This is a genomic window from Bordetella tumbae, assembly GCF_054780995.1.
The window spans coordinates 63,936-80,183 of record NZ_BAAGVG010000011.1; the positions used below are offsets into that span (position 1 = coordinate 63,936).

General features: G+C 57.0%; 16 protein-coding genes and 1 tRNA gene. 6 read left to right on the plus strand and 11 right to left on the minus strand.

The window, feature by feature from the left end:
- The first annotated feature begins 90 nt into the window (after window positions 1–90).
- Both ACYVI2_RS08850 and ACYVI2_RS08855 read left to right on the plus strand, forming a co-directional pair.
- The gene (locus ACYVI2_RS08850) at window positions 91–1,836 is read left to right on the plus strand and encodes a nitrite/sulfite reductase (RefSeq protein ID WP_415818788.1); all 1,746 of its coding nucleotides are present in this window, start codon (window positions 91–93) and stop codon (window positions 1,834–1,836) included.
- Window positions 1,829–2,410 carry a DUF934 domain-containing protein gene (locus tag ACYVI2_RS08855; RefSeq protein ID WP_415818789.1) on the plus strand — a complete coding sequence of 194 codons (582 nt, stop codon included), beginning with the start codon at window positions 1,829–1,831 and terminating at the stop codon, window positions 2,408–2,410. Before ACYVI2_RS08850 ends, ACYVI2_RS08855 begins: the two co-directional genes overlap by 8 nt.
- A 616-nt stretch (window positions 2,411–3,026) precedes the next feature.
- On the opposite strand, the gene grxD is transcribed toward ACYVI2_RS08855, so the two are convergent.
- The 4 genes from grxD to hemA form a co-directional block, all read right to left on the minus strand.
- Window positions 3,027–3,353, minus strand: coding sequence for a Grx4 family monothiol glutaredoxin (gene grxD, locus ACYVI2_RS08860; protein ID WP_415818790.1), 327 nt, complete (start codon window positions 3,351–3,353; stop codon window positions 3,027–3,029).
- 168 nt (window positions 3,354–3,521) lie between these two features.
- Entirely contained in the window at window positions 3,522–4,340 is an 819-nt protein-coding gene (gene prmC, locus ACYVI2_RS08865; RefSeq protein WP_415818791.1) for a peptide chain release factor N(5)-glutamine methyltransferase, read from the minus strand.
- 1 nt (window position 4,341) lies between these two features.
- The gene (gene prfA / locus ACYVI2_RS08870; protein ID WP_415818792.1) at window positions 4,342–5,424 is read right to left on the minus strand and encodes a peptide chain release factor 1; all 1,083 of its coding nucleotides are present in this window, start codon (window positions 5,422–5,424) and stop codon (window positions 4,342–4,344) included.
- A 92-nt stretch (window positions 5,425–5,516) separates the two neighbouring features.
- Entirely contained in the window at window positions 5,517–6,791 is a 1,275-nt protein-coding gene (hemA, locus tag ACYVI2_RS08875; protein ID WP_415818793.1) for a glutamyl-tRNA reductase, read from the minus strand.
- A gap of 187 nt (window positions 6,792–6,978) precedes the next feature.
- On the opposite strand from hemA, the gene ACYVI2_RS08880 reads away from it, so the two are divergent.
- A tRNA-Phe gene (locus ACYVI2_RS08880) sits at window positions 6,979–7,054 on the plus strand.
- Between the two features lie 149 nt (window positions 7,055–7,203).
- Here the strand turns inward: ACYVI2_RS08880 and ACYVI2_RS08885 are convergent.
- Window positions 7,204–7,437 (minus strand): hypothetical protein, encoded by a 234-nt coding sequence (locus ACYVI2_RS08885; protein WP_415818794.1) that lies wholly within the window; start codon window positions 7,435–7,437, stop codon window positions 7,204–7,206.
- A gap of 47 nt (window positions 7,438–7,484) precedes the next feature.
- On the opposite strand from ACYVI2_RS08885, the gene ACYVI2_RS08890 reads away from it, so the two are divergent.
- The 3 genes from ACYVI2_RS08890 to ACYVI2_RS08900 all read left to right on the plus strand — a co-directional run bounded on the left by ACYVI2_RS08890 (window position 7,485) and on the right by ACYVI2_RS08900 (window position 9,033).
- The gene (locus ACYVI2_RS08890; protein ID WP_415818795.1) at window positions 7,485–8,153 is read left to right on the plus strand and encodes an SOS response-associated peptidase; all 669 of its coding nucleotides are present in this window, start codon (window positions 7,485–7,487) and stop codon (window positions 8,151–8,153) included.
- Window positions 8,154–8,357: 204 nt separating this feature from the next.
- Window positions 8,358–8,717 (plus strand): hypothetical protein, encoded by a 360-nt coding sequence (locus tag ACYVI2_RS08895; protein WP_415818796.1) that lies wholly within the window; start codon window positions 8,358–8,360, stop codon window positions 8,715–8,717.
- Window positions 8,718–8,748: 31 nt separating this feature from the next.
- Window positions 8,749–9,033 carry a hypothetical protein gene (locus ACYVI2_RS08900; RefSeq protein ID WP_415818797.1) on the plus strand — a complete coding sequence of 95 codons (285 nt, stop codon included), beginning with the start codon at window positions 8,749–8,751 and terminating at the stop codon, window positions 9,031–9,033.
- Window positions 9,034–9,221: 188 nt separating this feature from the next.
- On the opposite strand, the gene ACYVI2_RS08905 is transcribed toward ACYVI2_RS08900, so the two are convergent.
- The 6 genes from ACYVI2_RS08905 to ACYVI2_RS08930 form a co-directional block, all read right to left on the minus strand.
- Window positions 9,222–9,488 carry a hypothetical protein gene (locus ACYVI2_RS08905; protein ID WP_415818798.1) on the minus strand — a complete coding sequence of 89 codons (267 nt, stop codon included), beginning with the start codon at window positions 9,486–9,488 and terminating at the stop codon, window positions 9,222–9,224.
- Window positions 9,485–9,916, minus strand: coding sequence for a glycoside hydrolase family protein (locus tag ACYVI2_RS08910; RefSeq protein WP_415818799.1), 432 nt, complete (start codon window positions 9,914–9,916; stop codon window positions 9,485–9,487). Before ACYVI2_RS08910 ends, ACYVI2_RS08905 begins: the two co-directional genes overlap by 4 nt.
- A gap of 259 nt (window positions 9,917–10,175) precedes the next feature.
- Window positions 10,176–10,562, minus strand: coding sequence for a hypothetical protein (locus ACYVI2_RS08915; protein WP_415818800.1), 387 nt, complete (start codon window positions 10,560–10,562; stop codon window positions 10,176–10,178).
- Between the two features lie 59 nt (window positions 10,563–10,621).
- Complete coding sequence (locus ACYVI2_RS08920) at window positions 10,622–11,398, minus strand: hypothetical protein (protein ID WP_415818801.1); 777 nt, start codon at window positions 11,396–11,398, stop codon at window positions 10,622–10,624.
- 21 nt (window positions 11,399–11,419) lie between these two features.
- The gene (locus tag ACYVI2_RS08925) at window positions 11,420–13,396 is read right to left on the minus strand and encodes a hypothetical protein (RefSeq protein ID WP_415818802.1); all 1,977 of its coding nucleotides are present in this window, start codon (window positions 13,394–13,396) and stop codon (window positions 11,420–11,422) included.
- A 58-nt stretch (window positions 13,397–13,454) separates the two neighbouring features.
- Window positions 13,455–16,157, minus strand: coding sequence for a host specificity factor TipJ family phage tail protein (locus ACYVI2_RS08930; protein ID WP_415818803.1), 2,703 nt, complete (start codon window positions 16,155–16,157; stop codon window positions 13,455–13,457).
- Window positions 16,158–16,248: the final 91 nt, after the last annotated feature.

Sequence of the window (16,248 nt, forward strand, 5' to 3'; positions counted from 1 at the left end):
GTCCGCGACGTTTATTGTCATGCCTTAAGCGTCGTTTGTTGTCAGTGGTTCCATTACGCCCCAACGGGCGCCCCAATAGGGCAACTTGCCATGTATGTGTACGACCCTGTCGATCAACAGCTTGTAGAACAACGTGTCGCGCAGTTCACCGACCAGACGCAGCGTTTTCTTGATGGTCAGCTAACCGAAGACGATTTCCGCACCCTGCGCCTGCAAAACGGCCTGTACATTCAGCGTCATGCGCCGATGCTGCGCATCGCGATTCCGTACGGCCTGCTGGCCGCGCGCCAATTGCGCACGCTGGCTCATATTGCCCGCACCTGGGACCGTGGCTACGGCCACTTCAGCACGCGCCAGAATATACAGTTCAACTGGCCCAAACTCGAAGACGTGCCGACGATTCTGGCAGAACTGGCCAAGGTGCAAATGCACGCCATCCAGACCAGTGGCAATTGCATACGCAACACCACTTCCGATCATTTTGCGGGCGTTGCCCCCGACGAGTTGGTCAATCCGCTCGTATGGTGCGAGATCATTCGCCAATGGTCGACGCTGCATCCGGAGTTCGCATTTCTGCCGCGTAAATTCAAGATCGCCGTCAGTGGCGCCGAGGAAGACCGCGCCGCAGTCGGCGTGCACGACATCGGTCTGCAGGCTGTCGAACGCGATGGCGTACTCGGTTTCCGTGTCTGGGTCGGTGGCGGCCTGGGCCGTACTCCGATGGTGGGCCATCTGATCAATCCGTTTGTCGAATGGCAGCATCTGCTGACGTATCTGCAAGCGGCATTACGCGTCTACAACCTGCATGGCCGACGCGACAACAAGTACAAGGCGCGTATCAAAATTCTGGTCAAGGAACTCAAACCCGAGGTCTATGCCGAGCAGGTCGATGAGCAATGGCAACTCATCAAGGGCGGCCCCGATACGTTGACCCAGGAATACGTCGACACTATTGCGCAGCGCTTTACGTGGCCCGACTATGACCACGCTGTCGCGGGCGAGCCGGATCCCACCGAAATGCATGCCGCCGCACACCCCGCGTTTGCCCGCTGGCTGCAAAAGAACGTGCGTGACCACAAGGTCGCTGGCTATGCTGCCGTGACGCTGTCACTGAAGCCCACAGGTGTGCCACCTGGCGATATCACCGCCGACCAGATGGATGCCGTCGCCGATCTCTCCGAGCGTTATGGCTACGGCGAGGTTCGCGTCTCGCATGAGCAAAACCTGGTGCTGGCCGATGTGCGCCGCTCACAGCTGTTCTCTCTCTGGGAAGAACTGCGCGCGTTGAACATGGCTACGCCCAATATCGGGTTGCTGACCAACATCATCTCGTGCCCGGGCGGCGATTTCTGCGCCTTGGCCAATGCCGTGTCGATTCCGGTCGCCGAAGCCATTCAGGCGCGTTTTGACAATCTGGATTATCTGTTCGAAATCGGCGAGCTCGATCTGAATATCTCGGGCTGTATCAACGCCTGTGGCCATCACCACGTCGGCCATATCGGCATTCTGGGCGTCGATAAGAACGGCGAAGAGTGGTACCAGGTCACTTTGGGTGGACGCCAAAATGGCGCAGCCAAACCGTTGCCGGATCTGCAGTCCACACGGGGTGGCGGGGCAGCGATTGGCCGCATCATCGGGCCGTCGTTTGCTCGCGAGCAGGTGCCTGATGTCGTCGAGCGTTTGATCCAGACTTATCTGCGATTGCGTGACAGCGACGTGGAGCGTTTTATTGATGTCGTCGACCGCGTGGGTATCGCCCCGTTCAAGGACGACGTGTATTCCGATCCCGCCGTGGCCAAGGCCGCGCCGGCAGCTCGTGAGGTGGCTCATGTCTGATCTCATTTCTGCGGATGACAATGTTGCCCGCCTGATTCGCCACGGCCAATTGCAGGTTAACGATGGGCGTGTTTTTGCGCCGGCTGCTGAAGAGGCCGCTGGTGAGGACGCGCAGGCGACCGCTGCTGATGCGGCAGTTGCGTTGCCGGCGGATGAGCCGGGATGGATTGTTCCGTTGGCGCTCTGGACGGCGCAGCGCGATACGTTGCGTCAGCGGCAGCATCCGGTTGCGGTGCTATTGTCGCCTGCCTCTAAATTGCAGGAGTTGATTGGCGAAGATGGCCGTGTTGATGAGGCGGGTCTCGCATTTATTGCGATTGATTTTCCGATCTATACGGACGGGCGGGGTTATTCGCTGGCGCAGTTGTTGCGGACGCGTCATGGATGGCAGGGTGAATTGCGTGCGATCGGGGATGTGATGATCGATACGATTCACTATCAGGCGCGTGTGGGGTTTGATAGCTTTTTGGTCAAGCCTGGGCATGATCCTGAGAAGGCGTTGGCTGCGTTCAGGACGTTTACGGTGCACTACCAGAAGACTTATCCAAAGCCGCCGGTGTTGTTGGCTGCTTGAGTTCGATTTCCTCTCCCTCCGTGGTGACTCATGTCTGCTGATGACGGAGGTCGGCAGGTTTCGGACGCGGAAGGGTTGGTTTCGGTGAGGGTTTGAGATTCCTCTGGATGCGGCGCAGGGGTGCTTCCTGCCGAGCGGTTGAGTTTCTTCTGGACGTTGATGCGAGGCAGTGGCCGCGTTGGGGCTTCGCGGCGTCGGTCGGCCGCCTACGCGGCCGACACCGCTTCGTCAACCTCGTCGCTGCGCTCCTTCGGTTTCCCTCGCTCGACGCCGAGGCGCCCCAACGCGGCCACTGCCCCGCATCAACTCACAGCAACTTCAATCGTATGATCGCTGGGACGGGCTGCTTGCTTAGGCTTCGTGGGACACCGTTTTTTCAGAACCGAAGATCTTGCAGGGCTGCAATTTTGGTCGCCTACGGGCGCGACCAAAATCGCTATCGGACTGGCCCATGAGAAGGGTTGGCTCGGCTGCCACATCGTGCGCGAGTAAAGAGGGATCGCGCGGCTGTCGACATGAGATGTCAACCTGCCGGCCTCTGAGGACGGTCAAGCAATCAGGGCGCAGCGCCAGCACGCAATGAACCTTGGGCTGGCGCCACGGGATGCGCAGATAATCAGGCCGTTGCGCCGGACTGGTCCAGCAAGGTCTTCAACTCGCCGTTTTCGTTCATCTCGGTCATGATGTCCGAGCCACCGATGAATTCGCCGCTGACGTACAGCTGCGGGATGGTGGGCCAGTTGGAGTATTCCTTGATGCCCTGGCGGACTTCGTCATCCTCGAGCACGTTGACGGTGATCAGCTTCTTGACGCCACAGCCTTTCAGGATCTGAATGGCGCGACCGGAAAAGCCACATTGGGGAAACTGGGCCGTGCCCTTCATGAACAACACCACGGGGTGCTGGGTTACGGTGTCGCGGATGAATTCTTGTACGTCGCTCATGGTGATCTCACAAACATGTAAAACGGATGGATTGCCCCACGTCCTGAATACTGTGCCGCAAAACGATGTGGCGTGGGCTTTGGCCTCAGGGGATAGCTGGAAAGAAGTGGTACCTCATCGCAGCCCCTGATGCTGGCGCGGGGTTTCTCGAAAATTCGGATAAATCCATTATAGAGACCCGCCAGAAATTCGCTCGATTCCCGAAAGGTCGCGCAGACTGGTGACGTTCTTGAAGCCGGCATCCATCAGCAATTGCCGCACGGCCTGCGCCTGGTCCCAGCCGTGCTCCATCCACAGCTCGCCCCCCGGACGCAACCGGTCGACTGCGCCGTTCACGATGGTGGTCAAATCACGCAGGCCGTTGGCGCCGTCTGTCAATGCGCCACGAGGCTCAAACCGCAGATCGCCCTGCCCCAGGTGTTCGTCATCACGGGAAATATACGGCGGGTTGGAGACGATCAAGTCGTAGCGGGCGCGGGGCGGCAAGGCCTCATACCAACTGCCTTGCGCGAAGTCCACGCGCGCGGTCAAACGCGCGGCATTGCGCACGGCCATCTGCAACGCAGTCGCGCTGATATCCGTGGCAGTGACTGTGGCTTGCGGTGCTCCGAGCGCGATGGACACGGCAATCACGCCGCTGCCTGTGCCTAAATCCAGCACGGCGGATTCGGGACGATCGGCGAGCCAGGCCAGGGCCGTCTCAACCAATAGCTCCGTTTCTGGCCGTGGAATCAGCACGTCCGGCGTCACCGCGAAATCGTGTCCCATGAATTCGCGATGCCCCACCAGATATGCCATGGGTTCGCCAGCGAGCCGTCGCGTGACGAGAGTCTGATATTGCTGAGCCTGCCAGGACTCGATCGGATCGGTGTCGTGCGCCAGCATCCACGCGCGCGGTTTATGCAGCACGTGCTCGAGCAGCATGCGCACCTCCAGCCGCGGCAAGCGCGCGTCCCGCAACAGGGTTTGCAGGATGGGGCGGCTCACGTTAAACCTCGTCTCCCAGCGCCGCCAACAACTCGGCCTGGTGTTCGGCGATGAGTGTGCCGGTTAATTCTTCCAAATCGCCTTCCATGATTTGCTGCAGCTTGTACAACGTCAGGTTGATGCGGTGATCGGTCACACGACCTTGTGGGAAATTGTACGTGCGAATGCGCTCGGAACGATCTCCCGAGCCCACCAGGCTCTTGCGCTCTGCGGCCTCTTTGCTTTGGCGTTCACGCAATTCACGGTCTTTCAGGCGCGCGGCCAGTACCTGCATGGCCTTGTCTTTGTTGCGATGCTGCGAGCGGTCATCCTGACACTCCACTACCAGGCCCGTCGGCAAGTGCGTGATGCGCACGGCAGAATCGGTCTTGTTGATGTGCTGCCCACCAGCGCCGCTGGCGCGGAACGTGTCGATACGTAGATCAGAGGGATTGATGATGATCTCGCCCATCTCATCGGCCTCCGGCATCACCGCCACGGTGCATGCCGAGGTATGAATGCGGCCTTGGGCCTCGGTGGCGGGCACGCGTTGCACGCGATGCGCCCCCGACTCGAATTTCAGCCGTCCGTAGGCACCATCGCCGTCGATGCGTGCGATCACTTCCTTGTAGCCGCCCAGCTCTGAGGGGCTTTCCGACATCAGTTCGACGCGCCAGCCGCGTTGTTCGGCATAGCGTGAATACATGCGCAGCAGATCACCGGAAAATAGCGCGCTCTCGTCACCGCCCGTGCCCGCGCGGATTTCCAGGAACAAGCTGCGGCCGTCGTTGGGGTCACGCGGCAGCAGCAGCAACTGCAGCTCGCTTTCCAGGACTTCCAGACGATCCTTGGCCGTTTTGATTTCTTCCTCGGCCATGGACTTCAGGTCGGGATCGCTCAGCATGTCCTGCGCGGTCGCCAGATCGTCTTCCGTCCGTGCAAACTGCCCAAATGCCGATGCAACAGGCTCGAGCTCTGCGCGCTCGCGCGATAGTTTGCGAAAGCGTTCCATATCGGCAGCGGTTTCGGGTTCGGCCAACAGTGCGTCCACCTCGATGAGGCGGTGAGACAACTGTTCCAGCCGACTGCGCATGGAAGATTTCATATACGGATACCAAAGGGACAAAAGGGGATTAGCGAAACGCGGGCGCCCGAAAAGCGAACGCCCGCCGAGAGGCGGGCATTGCGGCAGCAGCGCTAACGGCGCGTATCACGACCCGGGAACAGGCGCGGCATCCAGGCGAGCAATTGCTTGCGCTCGTCGCCTTCGCTGCGGTTCAGTGCCGCCAACGGGCCGTGCAAGTATTTCTGAGTGAGGCCGTGTGCCAACTGCTCCAGCACGGCCTCGGGCGACTCGCCACGCGCCAACATGCGGCGGGCGCGGTCGAGCTCTGCGGCGCGCACGTCCTCGGCGGCCTGATGCAGGTCGCGGATCACGGGCACGACTTCGCGCGACTGCATCCAGTGCATAAAGCCCTGGACACGCGTTTCGATGATGGCCTCGGCTTGTACCACCGCAGCACGGCGGGCATCGGTACCGCTTTGTACCAGGCGGCCCAGGTCATCAACAGAATACAGATACACGTCATCGAGCCGGCCGACTTCGGGCTCGATATCGCGCGGCACCGCCAGATCGATCATCACCATCGGACGGTGACGGCGCTGGCGCGTCGCGCGCTCGACCAGCCCCAGACCCAATATGGGCAGGGAGCTGGCCGTACAGGAAACAATGACGTCGAATTCCGCCAGGCGATCGGGCAGATCGACGAGCTTCATCGTGCTGGCCGAGAATTTTCCGGCCAAGGCCTCGGCGCGCTCTGCCGTACGATTGGCCACCATCATGCTGCGCGGGCGCTGCGCCGCAAAGTGCGTCGCACACAGGTCGATCATCTCGCCTGCGCCGATAAACAGCGTGCGCGCCTGATCCAGATTGCCGAACACGCGTTCGGCCAGTCGCACCGCAGCCGCCGCCATCGATACCGAATGCGCGCCGATCTCGGTCTGCGACCGGACCTCTTTAGCAACGGAGAATGTGCGCTGGAACAGCTGATGCAGCAACGTGCCCAACGAGCCGGCCTCGCCGGCGGCACGCACCGCGTCTTTCATCTGCCCCAGAATCTGCGGCTCGCCCAGCACCATCGAATCGAGCCCGCTGGCCACACGGAACGCATGGCGCACGGCATCGTCCTGCTGGTGGCGATACAAGTGAGGACTGAGCGCCCCCGCCTCGAGGCGGTTATGGTCGGCCAGCCACACGGGCAAGTGCTCGGCTACGTGCGCGTCCGCCGCACAATAGACCTCGGTGCGATTACAGGTCGACAGAATCGCCGCCTCGCGCACCGCCCCGCCAAATGCCGACCGCAGGCCCTCTAATGCCGGCCGCACCAAATCGACGGGCATAGACACCCGTTCGCGCACCGCTACGGGCGCAGACGTGTGATTCAGACCGAACGCAAGAACAGCTACGGACATGGGATACAGAAATAAGCGCCGTCAGGCGGAGCACGACGCATTTGTAACATGAGGTAGATGAAAATTATACAGCCAAGGGTTATCCCTTAGTAAAGCTGATTTACACATGTTTTTTGTCGGTCTGGCACTTTTTTTGGGGATTCGCCTGCACAAGGTCAAAAAATTGTGTATAGTTGCGGACTTCGTTGGCCTGGTAGCTCAGTCGGTAGAGCAGCGGATTGAAAATCCGCGTGTCGGTGGTTCGATTCCGCCCCAGGCCACCAACGAATTCAAAGGGTTACGCAACTGCGTAGCCCTTTTTTATTGCCTAATGTGCGGCGTTTATGTGAGGCGCATCACATATACAGTAGTCGTGAGGCGCAGACTTCTGATAACCGTGGTCTTGCTTTCAACTACCTCGGACGCGCTTTAATCACTGGTGACCAAATCCAGCTTCGGCCGTGAAAGCTAATACGATTTCAGGGGTGGCTCCCTTTCGCAGTAACCTCAAAACCTGTTTCAATCGACCGGTATCGTCTGCTAAATAAGAGTCGGGAACGGAAATCTTGGTTCCGCCATACGTAGGAACGAGAAAACCCTCATCATCACGCTCGATCAATTGACGAGCAGCTTTGAGCTCACCCAGAATTGAATCAATGTGTTCCATGATCGCGCCTTGTTGTAATCGGGCTGTCTAGTGTACGGAAGGTCAGCATGTGCAGCCACTACCAGGGCATAAAAAAGCGCGAGCAGATGGAGAAATATTTCCGGGCTCACGGCATCCCTTTGCCAGCCGATTGGGACATGTGGCCGCGCCGGTATGGTGAGTTTGTGCGCAGACCACCAGAGTGGGATTCTAGCGATGAGGCGGTACCCGAGCGCGAAGTAGAGGTAGGCCGCTGGGGCATGATCCCGCCAGGAACGAAGCCAGACAAACTGGATGAGGCTGGTACGAAAAGTACATTCAATGCTCGATCCGAAACTGCCGATAAGCTCTGGACGTTTCGCGGCGCATGGCAGCGTGGACAACACTGCATCATCCCCGCTGAGGCAATCTACGAACCGGACTGGCGATCAGGCAAAGCTGTGCCGACGCGATTCACGAGAGCCGATGGCGCACCCATGGGCATCGCCGGACTCTGGGACCGATATAAGGATTCGGACGGCAACTGGCGGCTGAGCTACACCATGCTGACAATCAACGCCGACGCTCACCCACTATTCAAGCACTATCACCGCCCAGGCAAAGAAAAACGCATGGTCGTCATCCTGCCAGACGGCGCATATGGTGAATGGCTTGCCGCAGGTCCAGGCGAAACCCGGGATTTCCTGCTGCCCTACCCGGCGGACGCTCTGGTAGCTACGCCCGAACCAATTAAGTGATTTGCTGCTGAAGGGCGACTGCGCCTTCGAGTGAAGCCCTAGAGCCGCGGCACTCTCCGCCACTCCAAAGCTCAAATATCCACCCGCCATTCACGAAGACCCGGCATATGGTCCAGCCACCAGGACCCGACCAATAGTACTCATCGACCTGCTGCCAATCAGTTGCGCTCATTGGTGTCTCGATATTCGTGACGGATCGCCACTGTGGCACCGATTTTATGGCGCTATATACTGTTTATGCAAACAGTGTTTTCAGCCATGCCAGAATCGAAATATCCCCCAATGACTCGCGAGCAGTTGCGCGAAATCATGCAGCGCCGCCTAGGCGACCCAGACATCATGAAGCTGCTGCGTGAGGTCTCGCGATTGCGCGCCCATGCACGCCGGACCCTCTACGTCTACCAACAGTGGATTGTCGTGCGCACCCCTGCGGCTATCTCTTGCGCGGAAAGCCACTTCCGTGAGCTAAAGAAGGAACCATTTGCGCTGGAAGATGATGACGACGAACGGGCAAGATCCCATATTCCTGGGACCAAGTATTTCGTGCCTAAGCAGGTTAAATAGTCCGATCAACACGGGGTAACATGCGATGACCATGATCTACCCCATCCCTGAATCCCTACAAGACTCCCACGACGGCGACGAGTGGGCTATTGCTGCAATCCTGGACGGCCGGGTCGTGGCGCTACGCTATATCTCGGATATAGCGCCCCAGATCGCACTTGAGGCGCAGCCAATCACCGAATGGTTGTACAGCGATCCACTAGAGTTGCGTGAGCTGCAAGCACTGGGGCCAGTCGGCGTCGGGCTCGTTGGACCCGACGGCTTTGAGCTGCAATGGATTCAGGAGCCCGTTAAAAGCTTCAATCTATTGCGTTAAAAGTCCACCAAATAGAAACAAAATAGTACTGATAGAAAAATTACTACTTTATTGCTATTCACTTATCCGCTTTACACAGAGACAGCCACGTCTCGTTGTTGTCGCGGAGAAAGCGCCTCACCGGAGCGGGCGTAGCCTTTATCTGCTCGCTGTCGTCGAACCAGTACAGGTTGGCGTGCTCGCAGTAATCAGCGACGACCCTGACCGGCGGGCTTGCGCACCCAGCGCTCAAGATCAGCAGCGACAGCAGCATCATCCATAGAAGCCGTTTCATTGCGCACCTCTTGAACAATTTGGCGGGCTTCGTCCGCCTGTTTATTGATTTGGGTTTCTCGTTCCTGCCGTTCGATAGCTCGGCCCGTGCTTCGCCCGCGAACATAGACGGCGATCAGCGTCACGATGGCCGCGCCAATGGCAATCAGATAGCCCTTAAATCGCTCAATGATGGCTATCATTGCCACTCTCCCGTACGCATCTGCTTTGACAGCCGCTGCGCCCTGGCTGGAGTCTGACGAGCCCACAGACTGTTGAGCATGCCGTCTGCGGCTTTTGCATAGTCGTGGCGTGCGACCATCGCAAGAGTGTTTTTGAAGCCCAACAGACCATCCACGCCCATTTGAAACGCCATGTTCAACAAAACACCCTTGCGTGCTTCGTCTAGCGCTTCAAACCAGGGCAAACGCTTGCTAACTTCAACTGACACGCGCTTGATGTCATTGGCGAGCAGATAAGCCGCTTCATCAGGCGTTATCCCGCCCCCCTTCCGTTTATCAATCAATCGGCCTATCCCCAAGGTCCAGTATCCGAGGTGGTCCTGATAGGCGTGCAGTACTTCGCCTTCGTCACGACGCAGCTGAGTTGTGAGCTGGTCCTGTAGTGTCATGATCGCCTCCACCGTGACGCATTAATCATCATGTTGAGCAGAATGCAGCCCGCAAACACTGTCGTCGCTACGCTCGGCCACTGACCGAACAAGACTGGCTGCAAGCCGCACGTAACCGAACCGCCCACCATCAACGCATACCGCGCCCTGCGGGCTAGATCATGCTTGCCGACATGCGTGAGTCGGCAAATGCATGACCCGCAAATGGCGATGCAGATCGCCAAATTGATGATGGCCGTGATTTGATTTGTTTCCCAAGTCATTGCGGCCCCCCGCCTATTCGGCGTTCAAACACGCTACCTACGCGGGCAATAATCCAACGGCCTATGCGAGGCCAATCGTCGCCCACGCCCCCAACCAACAAAGCAATAGGGGCCAGCAACCACGACGTATCATCGCCACCGATCCAGCGGCCAACGATATCGGCCAGGCCCGCAGTGATAAGAACCGCCGTAGCATTGAGCCGCAGGAAGTACCAAACGGCTCCGAGCCTGGCCGTAGGGTCGCGCCGCCCTAACGACCACGCAGCCCCCACTGTTGAAGCAATGACAATGACGGCATACGGGCCGATGATCGCCGCCAACGTTGGTCCAAATAGCACCGACGCGACGGCTACAGCAACGTTGACCGGGTCTAAGTTATTCATCCGAATCCCATAAAAAAAGCCCACAAACGTGGGCATGATGAGTTTTTTGAAAGTTCAAACTAGTCGATGAACATTGACTTCATGTGTTTGTTGATACGCGCCAGATGTCCGGCGTTCTGCGGCCGAGAGAGATCAATCGTGGTGTGATAACCGACCGAAAGGAGGAAGCTCTCCAAAGTACCAAAATTCAACTTATTGAATTCATACATGCGGTTTAGTACCGAACCAGGATCTGCAAACGCGGTTGGACTCGAAGAAATCAAAGCTTCGTCCCGAAATAATTTCCCACCGAGATCATTCGAATAAGTGATTACATAGCGAGTAGGTACAGGATTCGACGTAACAGTGTCAGAAACCGGGAATGCTGTACCGTTCGCAATCACCAGCCGACCGGCAGTGTTCACAAGTATGCGGGGGTTGCCGGCAGTGCCGTTCGCCGATGTTAAAAAACCGAGTGTTGACGCTGCGGCACCAGCACGCATCATCACGAAAGCCATCGAGAATTCAGTGGCGGGAAACGGCGATGCACTCACATCGCCTAGCCGCAATACATTCACGCCACTCGGCAAATTGTTGGCTGATGCCAAGATATCAAAACACGGCGCCCCATTAGGGAACGCCCCAATCACAAGCGGGTTATCCACGAGCGCAGTTGGCATGAGTTGGCCTGTGGCTCGATTGATGGGCGACTTCCCATCATTAAAAATATAGCTGGGGTCAATAACTATTCCGAAATCAGGGAATTTTGCGATTGCCTGCGCGTCCGCTGATCTGACCAGTTTTGGCAGATCTGGGTTGTCAGTGACCACGCTCGGATATTGTTGGACTTGCATCATGATTGGTTTACCTTCTTAAATTCAAACGCGAGACAGGGTGACGGTTTCTACGAACGACGGGCAATAGCTACGAAGGCTCCGAAGCTCATCCGAGATGATCACAGTAGTCGGGTCGGTATCACACAGATCACCCGCACCACCGTTCAATACAATGCCCTCAGGCTTGTAATCTCGCGCATAGCGGACAACCAAATCCTCGGGACTTACGCTTTGGGGCAGGGTCAAAATTACGTTCTTGTACTCATCCAACGTAACGACAGGAACGCCAGCGTCCTCTCCCCCAGTCAACACCTTGTATCCGCTCTGCGCGGTGGTCTCAGTCAGCTGCAGAGGAAATCCACTGGCATGCGGAATGCGAATGCGAGTATCAGACTCATACACGGGCTTGCCTGGCATGATGAAGTTGGTCATCGGGCGGCTTAGAACTACGTCAGCCGAGGCGCGACCTAGATAGCAACCCAGTTGCTTGGAACCGATATTGCTCAGATGAGTGCCATCGCTGGCATAGTCGGCACGCGGCAAGTGATACAGCGGAGTAACCAACCTGAAGGTGTTAGGATAATTTCGGGCCAGCCACAAATAGGCCTTAGCAGGGTTACTCGCGTTGCCGGTGGCCCAGTTTTGATAAGTATGCATCGGCGGCGTCCACTTCTGACCAGTAACAGACTTGACGAAGGACACTTGATAAGCGTACAGAGCGAGAAAATAGTTACGCCATACGATCTCATCCATCCCGCCATCAGATTCGCCTTGTCCGTAATGCAGGACGGGAACGATGTACTCTTTCCCCATCTCTTCCGCACGCGCCTTTTGCTGTGTCACGTGATCGCGCCAAACAGCGATCCACGATGAGTTCTCATTTAGCTGCGTAATGCTATAACCGCCATGACCCGCCGTTGATGAGAAAACCGGCAATGCATTAGGGTCGATACCCCAATCTTTGATTTGGACGCTAAAAAAGTTCGCCGCGCCCGAACATGGAGTCTCGCCAGGATCTGGAGATCCGTTCCCAGCGATGTTTGACGTGTTTTCAATCAGCGGAATAGCCGCCTGCGTACCTGTTCCACCACCCGTTCCGCCTGGTCGAGTTGAGCGAGGACCTTGGCCAAACGTCCAATTGGAATATGGCTGATCCGTAGATAGCGGAGGAATCCCTCGGCACCCCATGTATAAGGATTGCCCATATAAGATCTGACCCAACATTTGAGTCAAGGGATTGAGAGGGAATTTGAGGTTCGCCTCAGAGTTTGCAGGTGTGGCCTCGCCCGACCAGTCGCCGACCTGGCTGAAGTTCGCAAAAATGTACTCGTTGCGATCAACAAACACAGACCCCATACCCTCTGTATCGGGGGCATTATGAAATTCATATTGAGTCTCGTCGCCGCTAGAAGCGGAGCCGTTGAACACAAACTCGCCGGACGTGGTTTTGGACTCGATCACGAAATCGGCCGAATCTGTACCCACGTATGCTTTGTCTGTAAAGAACTCCGGTACTGGGTACTCGTTAAAGAATTCGTACTGCTCAACTGGCTCCCCCACTAGAGCGCTATAGGTCTCCAGGGCATAATCCACTTCCTCTCGCGTTGCAGGCTGCGCGGCGGAATAGACCAATTGCCCATTCCTCCATACATAGTCACCGTTTATAGGGTTCTCAACCGTGTGACCTGGATCGTTCGTAACTTTTCCTGGAGTCTCGTCCATCTGCGCAGGAGGGCCTTGCATCGCAGCCAAAAGCTCGGCTTTAGTTGCGCGAAAGATCGTTCGATTTGCCGCAACCGCAGTTCTCGCCGCCTCTTCAGCTGTCTCTACAGCTGCCAATACAGTTCCCGGGTCTGCAAGCCGTTCAATTTCACCGTAGGTTTTTCGCACTCGCCCTAAGCGATCAACCCAATTCGGGTTGACCCGGTCGTTCATTGCGGTGTCGTAATTCTCAGCGTTGTCGAGCAAATCCTTCGGGTTGGTGCTCGGAACGGGGTTCCCAGTGTTATAGGTCGTCATACCGTCGCCCATAAAAAAAGCCCCTCGAAAGGGGCTTGTGTTGATGCAAGTTATCTAATTAATCGGGTGGGAACGCGTCGTCCGATGCGTACTCCCTCCCGTCGTAGTTCTCGGCTTTGACAGATACAGAGTCATTTCCCTTTGGGGAGATGTCGGTGATCCAAGCTGGAAAGCAGAATCTCTCCGACACACCTAGAAAGGCATGTGGCAGCTCCATCGTGAGCGTGACTGTGGGCCAGGGCTGGGGCAGCGGCACGATGACCTCAAAATCGCTATCGCCACGCTCCGCCGGATAAGGCCCAACAAACGTCCCGTCTGGGCGGCGGTACCCAAAGATGTGCGCCTTCCCATCCTCCCAGGTCATTGCGTCATTGAGGACGATCTTTGCTGAACCAGCAGGCGCGGCGCTTACATGGACGATCGGTGACGACTGTCCGAAGCCTGGGATATCGTCGAACAATGGCACATAGCTCTTGTATTCGCTGTTCAGCGCGTCAAGTTCCGTGGAAAAGTTGTAGGTCCATCGCCGGTAACGCAACCGTCTTCGATAACGCATTCCAATACGCCACGCAATCGTGCGGTCAGTCACGCCCTTGACGGTGATCTTTTCCACCTTGAAGAAGTTATCTCCCGGCAGGCCGCAGCGCACGACATCCTTTGCCCAAGTCTTCGAGTTGATAAACTCGACCTCGACCCCATCAGGATCGTTCGGCTGGCGAGACGCGAACTGACGCCTTAGAGGGCTGGTCATGTTCTGCGGCGAGTAGGATTGTTCGAACACCGTCCGAACTCCTTCGCGAATGGGCCTCACTTTCCCATCAGAAATCGTGAACTCGCCCATCCCTGCCTCGACCGCCAACTGAAGCGCCTCCTTCACTGTCGTCTCGTCAAAGACATAGTCCAGTGTTTCACCTCTCGAATACCAAACTGAATGCAGCTGTTGCAGCGCCTCCATATCGATTTGCTCGTCGGTATAGCCGATGGTCGTCAAGATGTACCGAAAGAATGCAGAAATCTGTCGTGTGGCCTGCGGCTCCGTCCAGGTGTTATCCGGGTTGAGCTGCGGCAGCAAGCGCTCTACGACCAGGTTGATTTGGTTTTCAGACTGGGCAGCTATCCGCCCTCCCGAACGCAACGAGACTGACATCGTCGTCCAATCGGGATAAACCGTCCGCGTCGGTATCCGAACCTTCAAGCCGTACCAGGTGCACTGATCGCGCACTTGGTTGTCGATGGCATTGGCAGTGATACGCCGCATCCGACACGACGGACGCATCGGATATGGAAGGTCAATCCGTTCCGTAAAGCCGATCTCGTCTAACGTGGCTTCTGTATAGGTCTTGGTAACGGTTGTCCGCACACCAGTTTCAATGTCGCGATATTGGAACTGAACGCTCACGCTGCGCGAAGAAGTCTTGGCATCGTCCTCTATGTAGGCGAGGCCGTTCTGATAGAAAACGTCATACTCAATTGTTGACGTCTTCTCTTCAGCAGGCGTCGCCACAAACTCGCCCGTCCATTCCCCGTAGGCTGCACCATCGCGATAGCGCACCTTCGCCCCAGCGACAGACAACGGGTCGCCTTCTGTCTGAAAGCGCCCCGGCGCGACTTGAAAAGCGTCTTCGCCTACCGCCGCATATATATTCCGAGATAAGTCGCTCCCAAAACGCAACACCACGGACGGCCCGGGAGGCAGAACGATAGGGTTGCCCGTGCCGACTTGCTCTAAACGAACGGTGTAGATGCCAAGCGTACCGCCCGGCGCTATCGACCGAATGCGGTAGACCTCAACGCTATCTATCGGGCCTAGGCCGATGATCGCATTGGGAGCAAGCAACGTATTCGGCAAATGATGGAACCATCCTGTGATTTCACTGATCTGGTATCCGGGCGCTGACTCTGTAGGCGGCACCGTGATGGTTACTACCTGGTATGGGACAGGGAACTCAACCTGCACATTCGACCCCGGCCCCCAACCACTCGGCCACCCCCCCTCCGTCCGCCGGATGTTGTCCCAGTCAAACACGTAGGCAGCGGGATCAACGTTATCCCGATTCGCGACGTTGGTCGAAAGAACGAGTCCTGGCGTGCCTGAAGAGGTTCCGCCGACTTCCTCAGTCTGGTGCCAATGTTCAGACGCGTAGTCGCCAGACAATTCAACTCCTGGCGGATATATCTGATAGGTCGCATCGTCGCCCAGCGTGTCGAACGGTGTGTCACCTATCTTGACATCCTGCCCATTGACACCATAAAGACCAGGCCCAATACAAACGAGAAACTGCACCCGCTGCGTACGCTGGTTTTCAAAGAATCGATGCGGCGGAACTAAGTAGTCGGGATACCGCTGATGCCTACCCGCTATTTCAGGGACCACCTGACCAAGCTTGGCCTGGTTGGCCTTCGCGTCAACAGTCTCAAGACGCTTACTCTGCTCCGCCGAATTGGAGCCTGAGACGTTCGTCTTCGGAGTAAGCCATCCAAAAACGGCATTGAAAATTTTCCCGATAATGCTGCCGATACTCTTGAACACTCCACCGCGTGGTAGCGCATAGACGCGCACGACCGTTTCCGGCGAAAGCACCTTTTCCCACAAGGCAGGCGGAATCTCTGCATCGTCGATCTTGACAACGACCGGCTGTGAGGTAACGCCTCGCCATTCAATCTTGTTGGCATCCAGGAATCCCGCGAAAGTATCACCGGTCCATTCGTTCGTTTCGAGCACCACTTCGGGCAAGAATGTGGAATACACCTCAATCCGCATAATAGACAACCTTTGTATAGCGCTCTTCGAATTTGCTCGGGCGAGTCAAGCAAGGCCCAGTGCCGATGTCGGTCTCTAGAATCCATTGCAT

Coding starts and splice junctions, on each gene's coding strand:
- ACYVI2_RS08850 (WP_415818788.1), top strand. CDS start 91: ATGTATGTGTACGACCCTGTCGATCAACAGCTTGTAGAACAACGTGTC.
- ACYVI2_RS08855 (WP_415818789.1), top strand. CDS start 1,829: ATGTCTGATCTCATTTCTGCGGATGACAATGTTGCCCGCCTGATTCGC.
- grxD (WP_415818790.1), bottom strand. CDS start 3,353: ATGAGCGACGTACAAGAATTCATCCGCGACACCGTAACCCAGCACCCC.
- prfA (WP_415818792.1), bottom strand. CDS start 5,424: ATGAAATCTTCCATGCGCAGTCGGCTGGAACAGTTGTCTCACCGCCTC.
- hemA (WP_415818793.1), bottom strand. CDS start 6,791: ATGTCCGTAGCTGTTCTTGCGTTCGGTCTGAATCACACGTCTGCGCCC.
- ACYVI2_RS08885 (WP_415818794.1), bottom strand. CDS start 7,437: ATGGAACACATTGATTCAATTCTGGGTGAGCTCAAAGCTGCTCGTCAA.
- ACYVI2_RS08890 (WP_415818795.1), top strand. CDS start 7,485: ATGTGCAGCCACTACCAGGGCATAAAAAAGCGCGAGCAGATGGAGAAA.
- ACYVI2_RS08900 (WP_415818797.1), top strand. CDS start 8,749: ATGATCTACCCCATCCCTGAATCCCTACAAGACTCCCACGACGGCGAC.
- ACYVI2_RS08905 (WP_415818798.1), bottom strand. CDS start 9,488: ATGATAGCCATCATTGAGCGATTTAAGGGCTATCTGATTGCCATTGGC.
- ACYVI2_RS08910 (WP_415818799.1), bottom strand. CDS start 9,916: ATGACACTACAGGACCAGCTCACAACTCAGCTGCGTCGTGACGAAGGC.
- ACYVI2_RS08915 (WP_415818800.1), bottom strand. CDS start 10,562: ATGAATAACTTAGACCCGGTCAACGTTGCTGTAGCCGTCGCGTCGGTG.
- ACYVI2_RS08920 (WP_415818801.1), bottom strand. CDS start 11,398: ATGATGCAAGTCCAACAATATCCGAGCGTGGTCACTGACAACCCAGAT.
- ACYVI2_RS08925 (WP_415818802.1), bottom strand. CDS start 13,396: ATGACGACCTATAACACTGGGAACCCCGTTCCGAGCACCAACCCGAAG.
- ACYVI2_RS08930 (WP_415818803.1), bottom strand. CDS start 16,157: ATGCGGATTGAGGTGTATTCCACATTCTTGCCCGAAGTGGTGCTCGAA.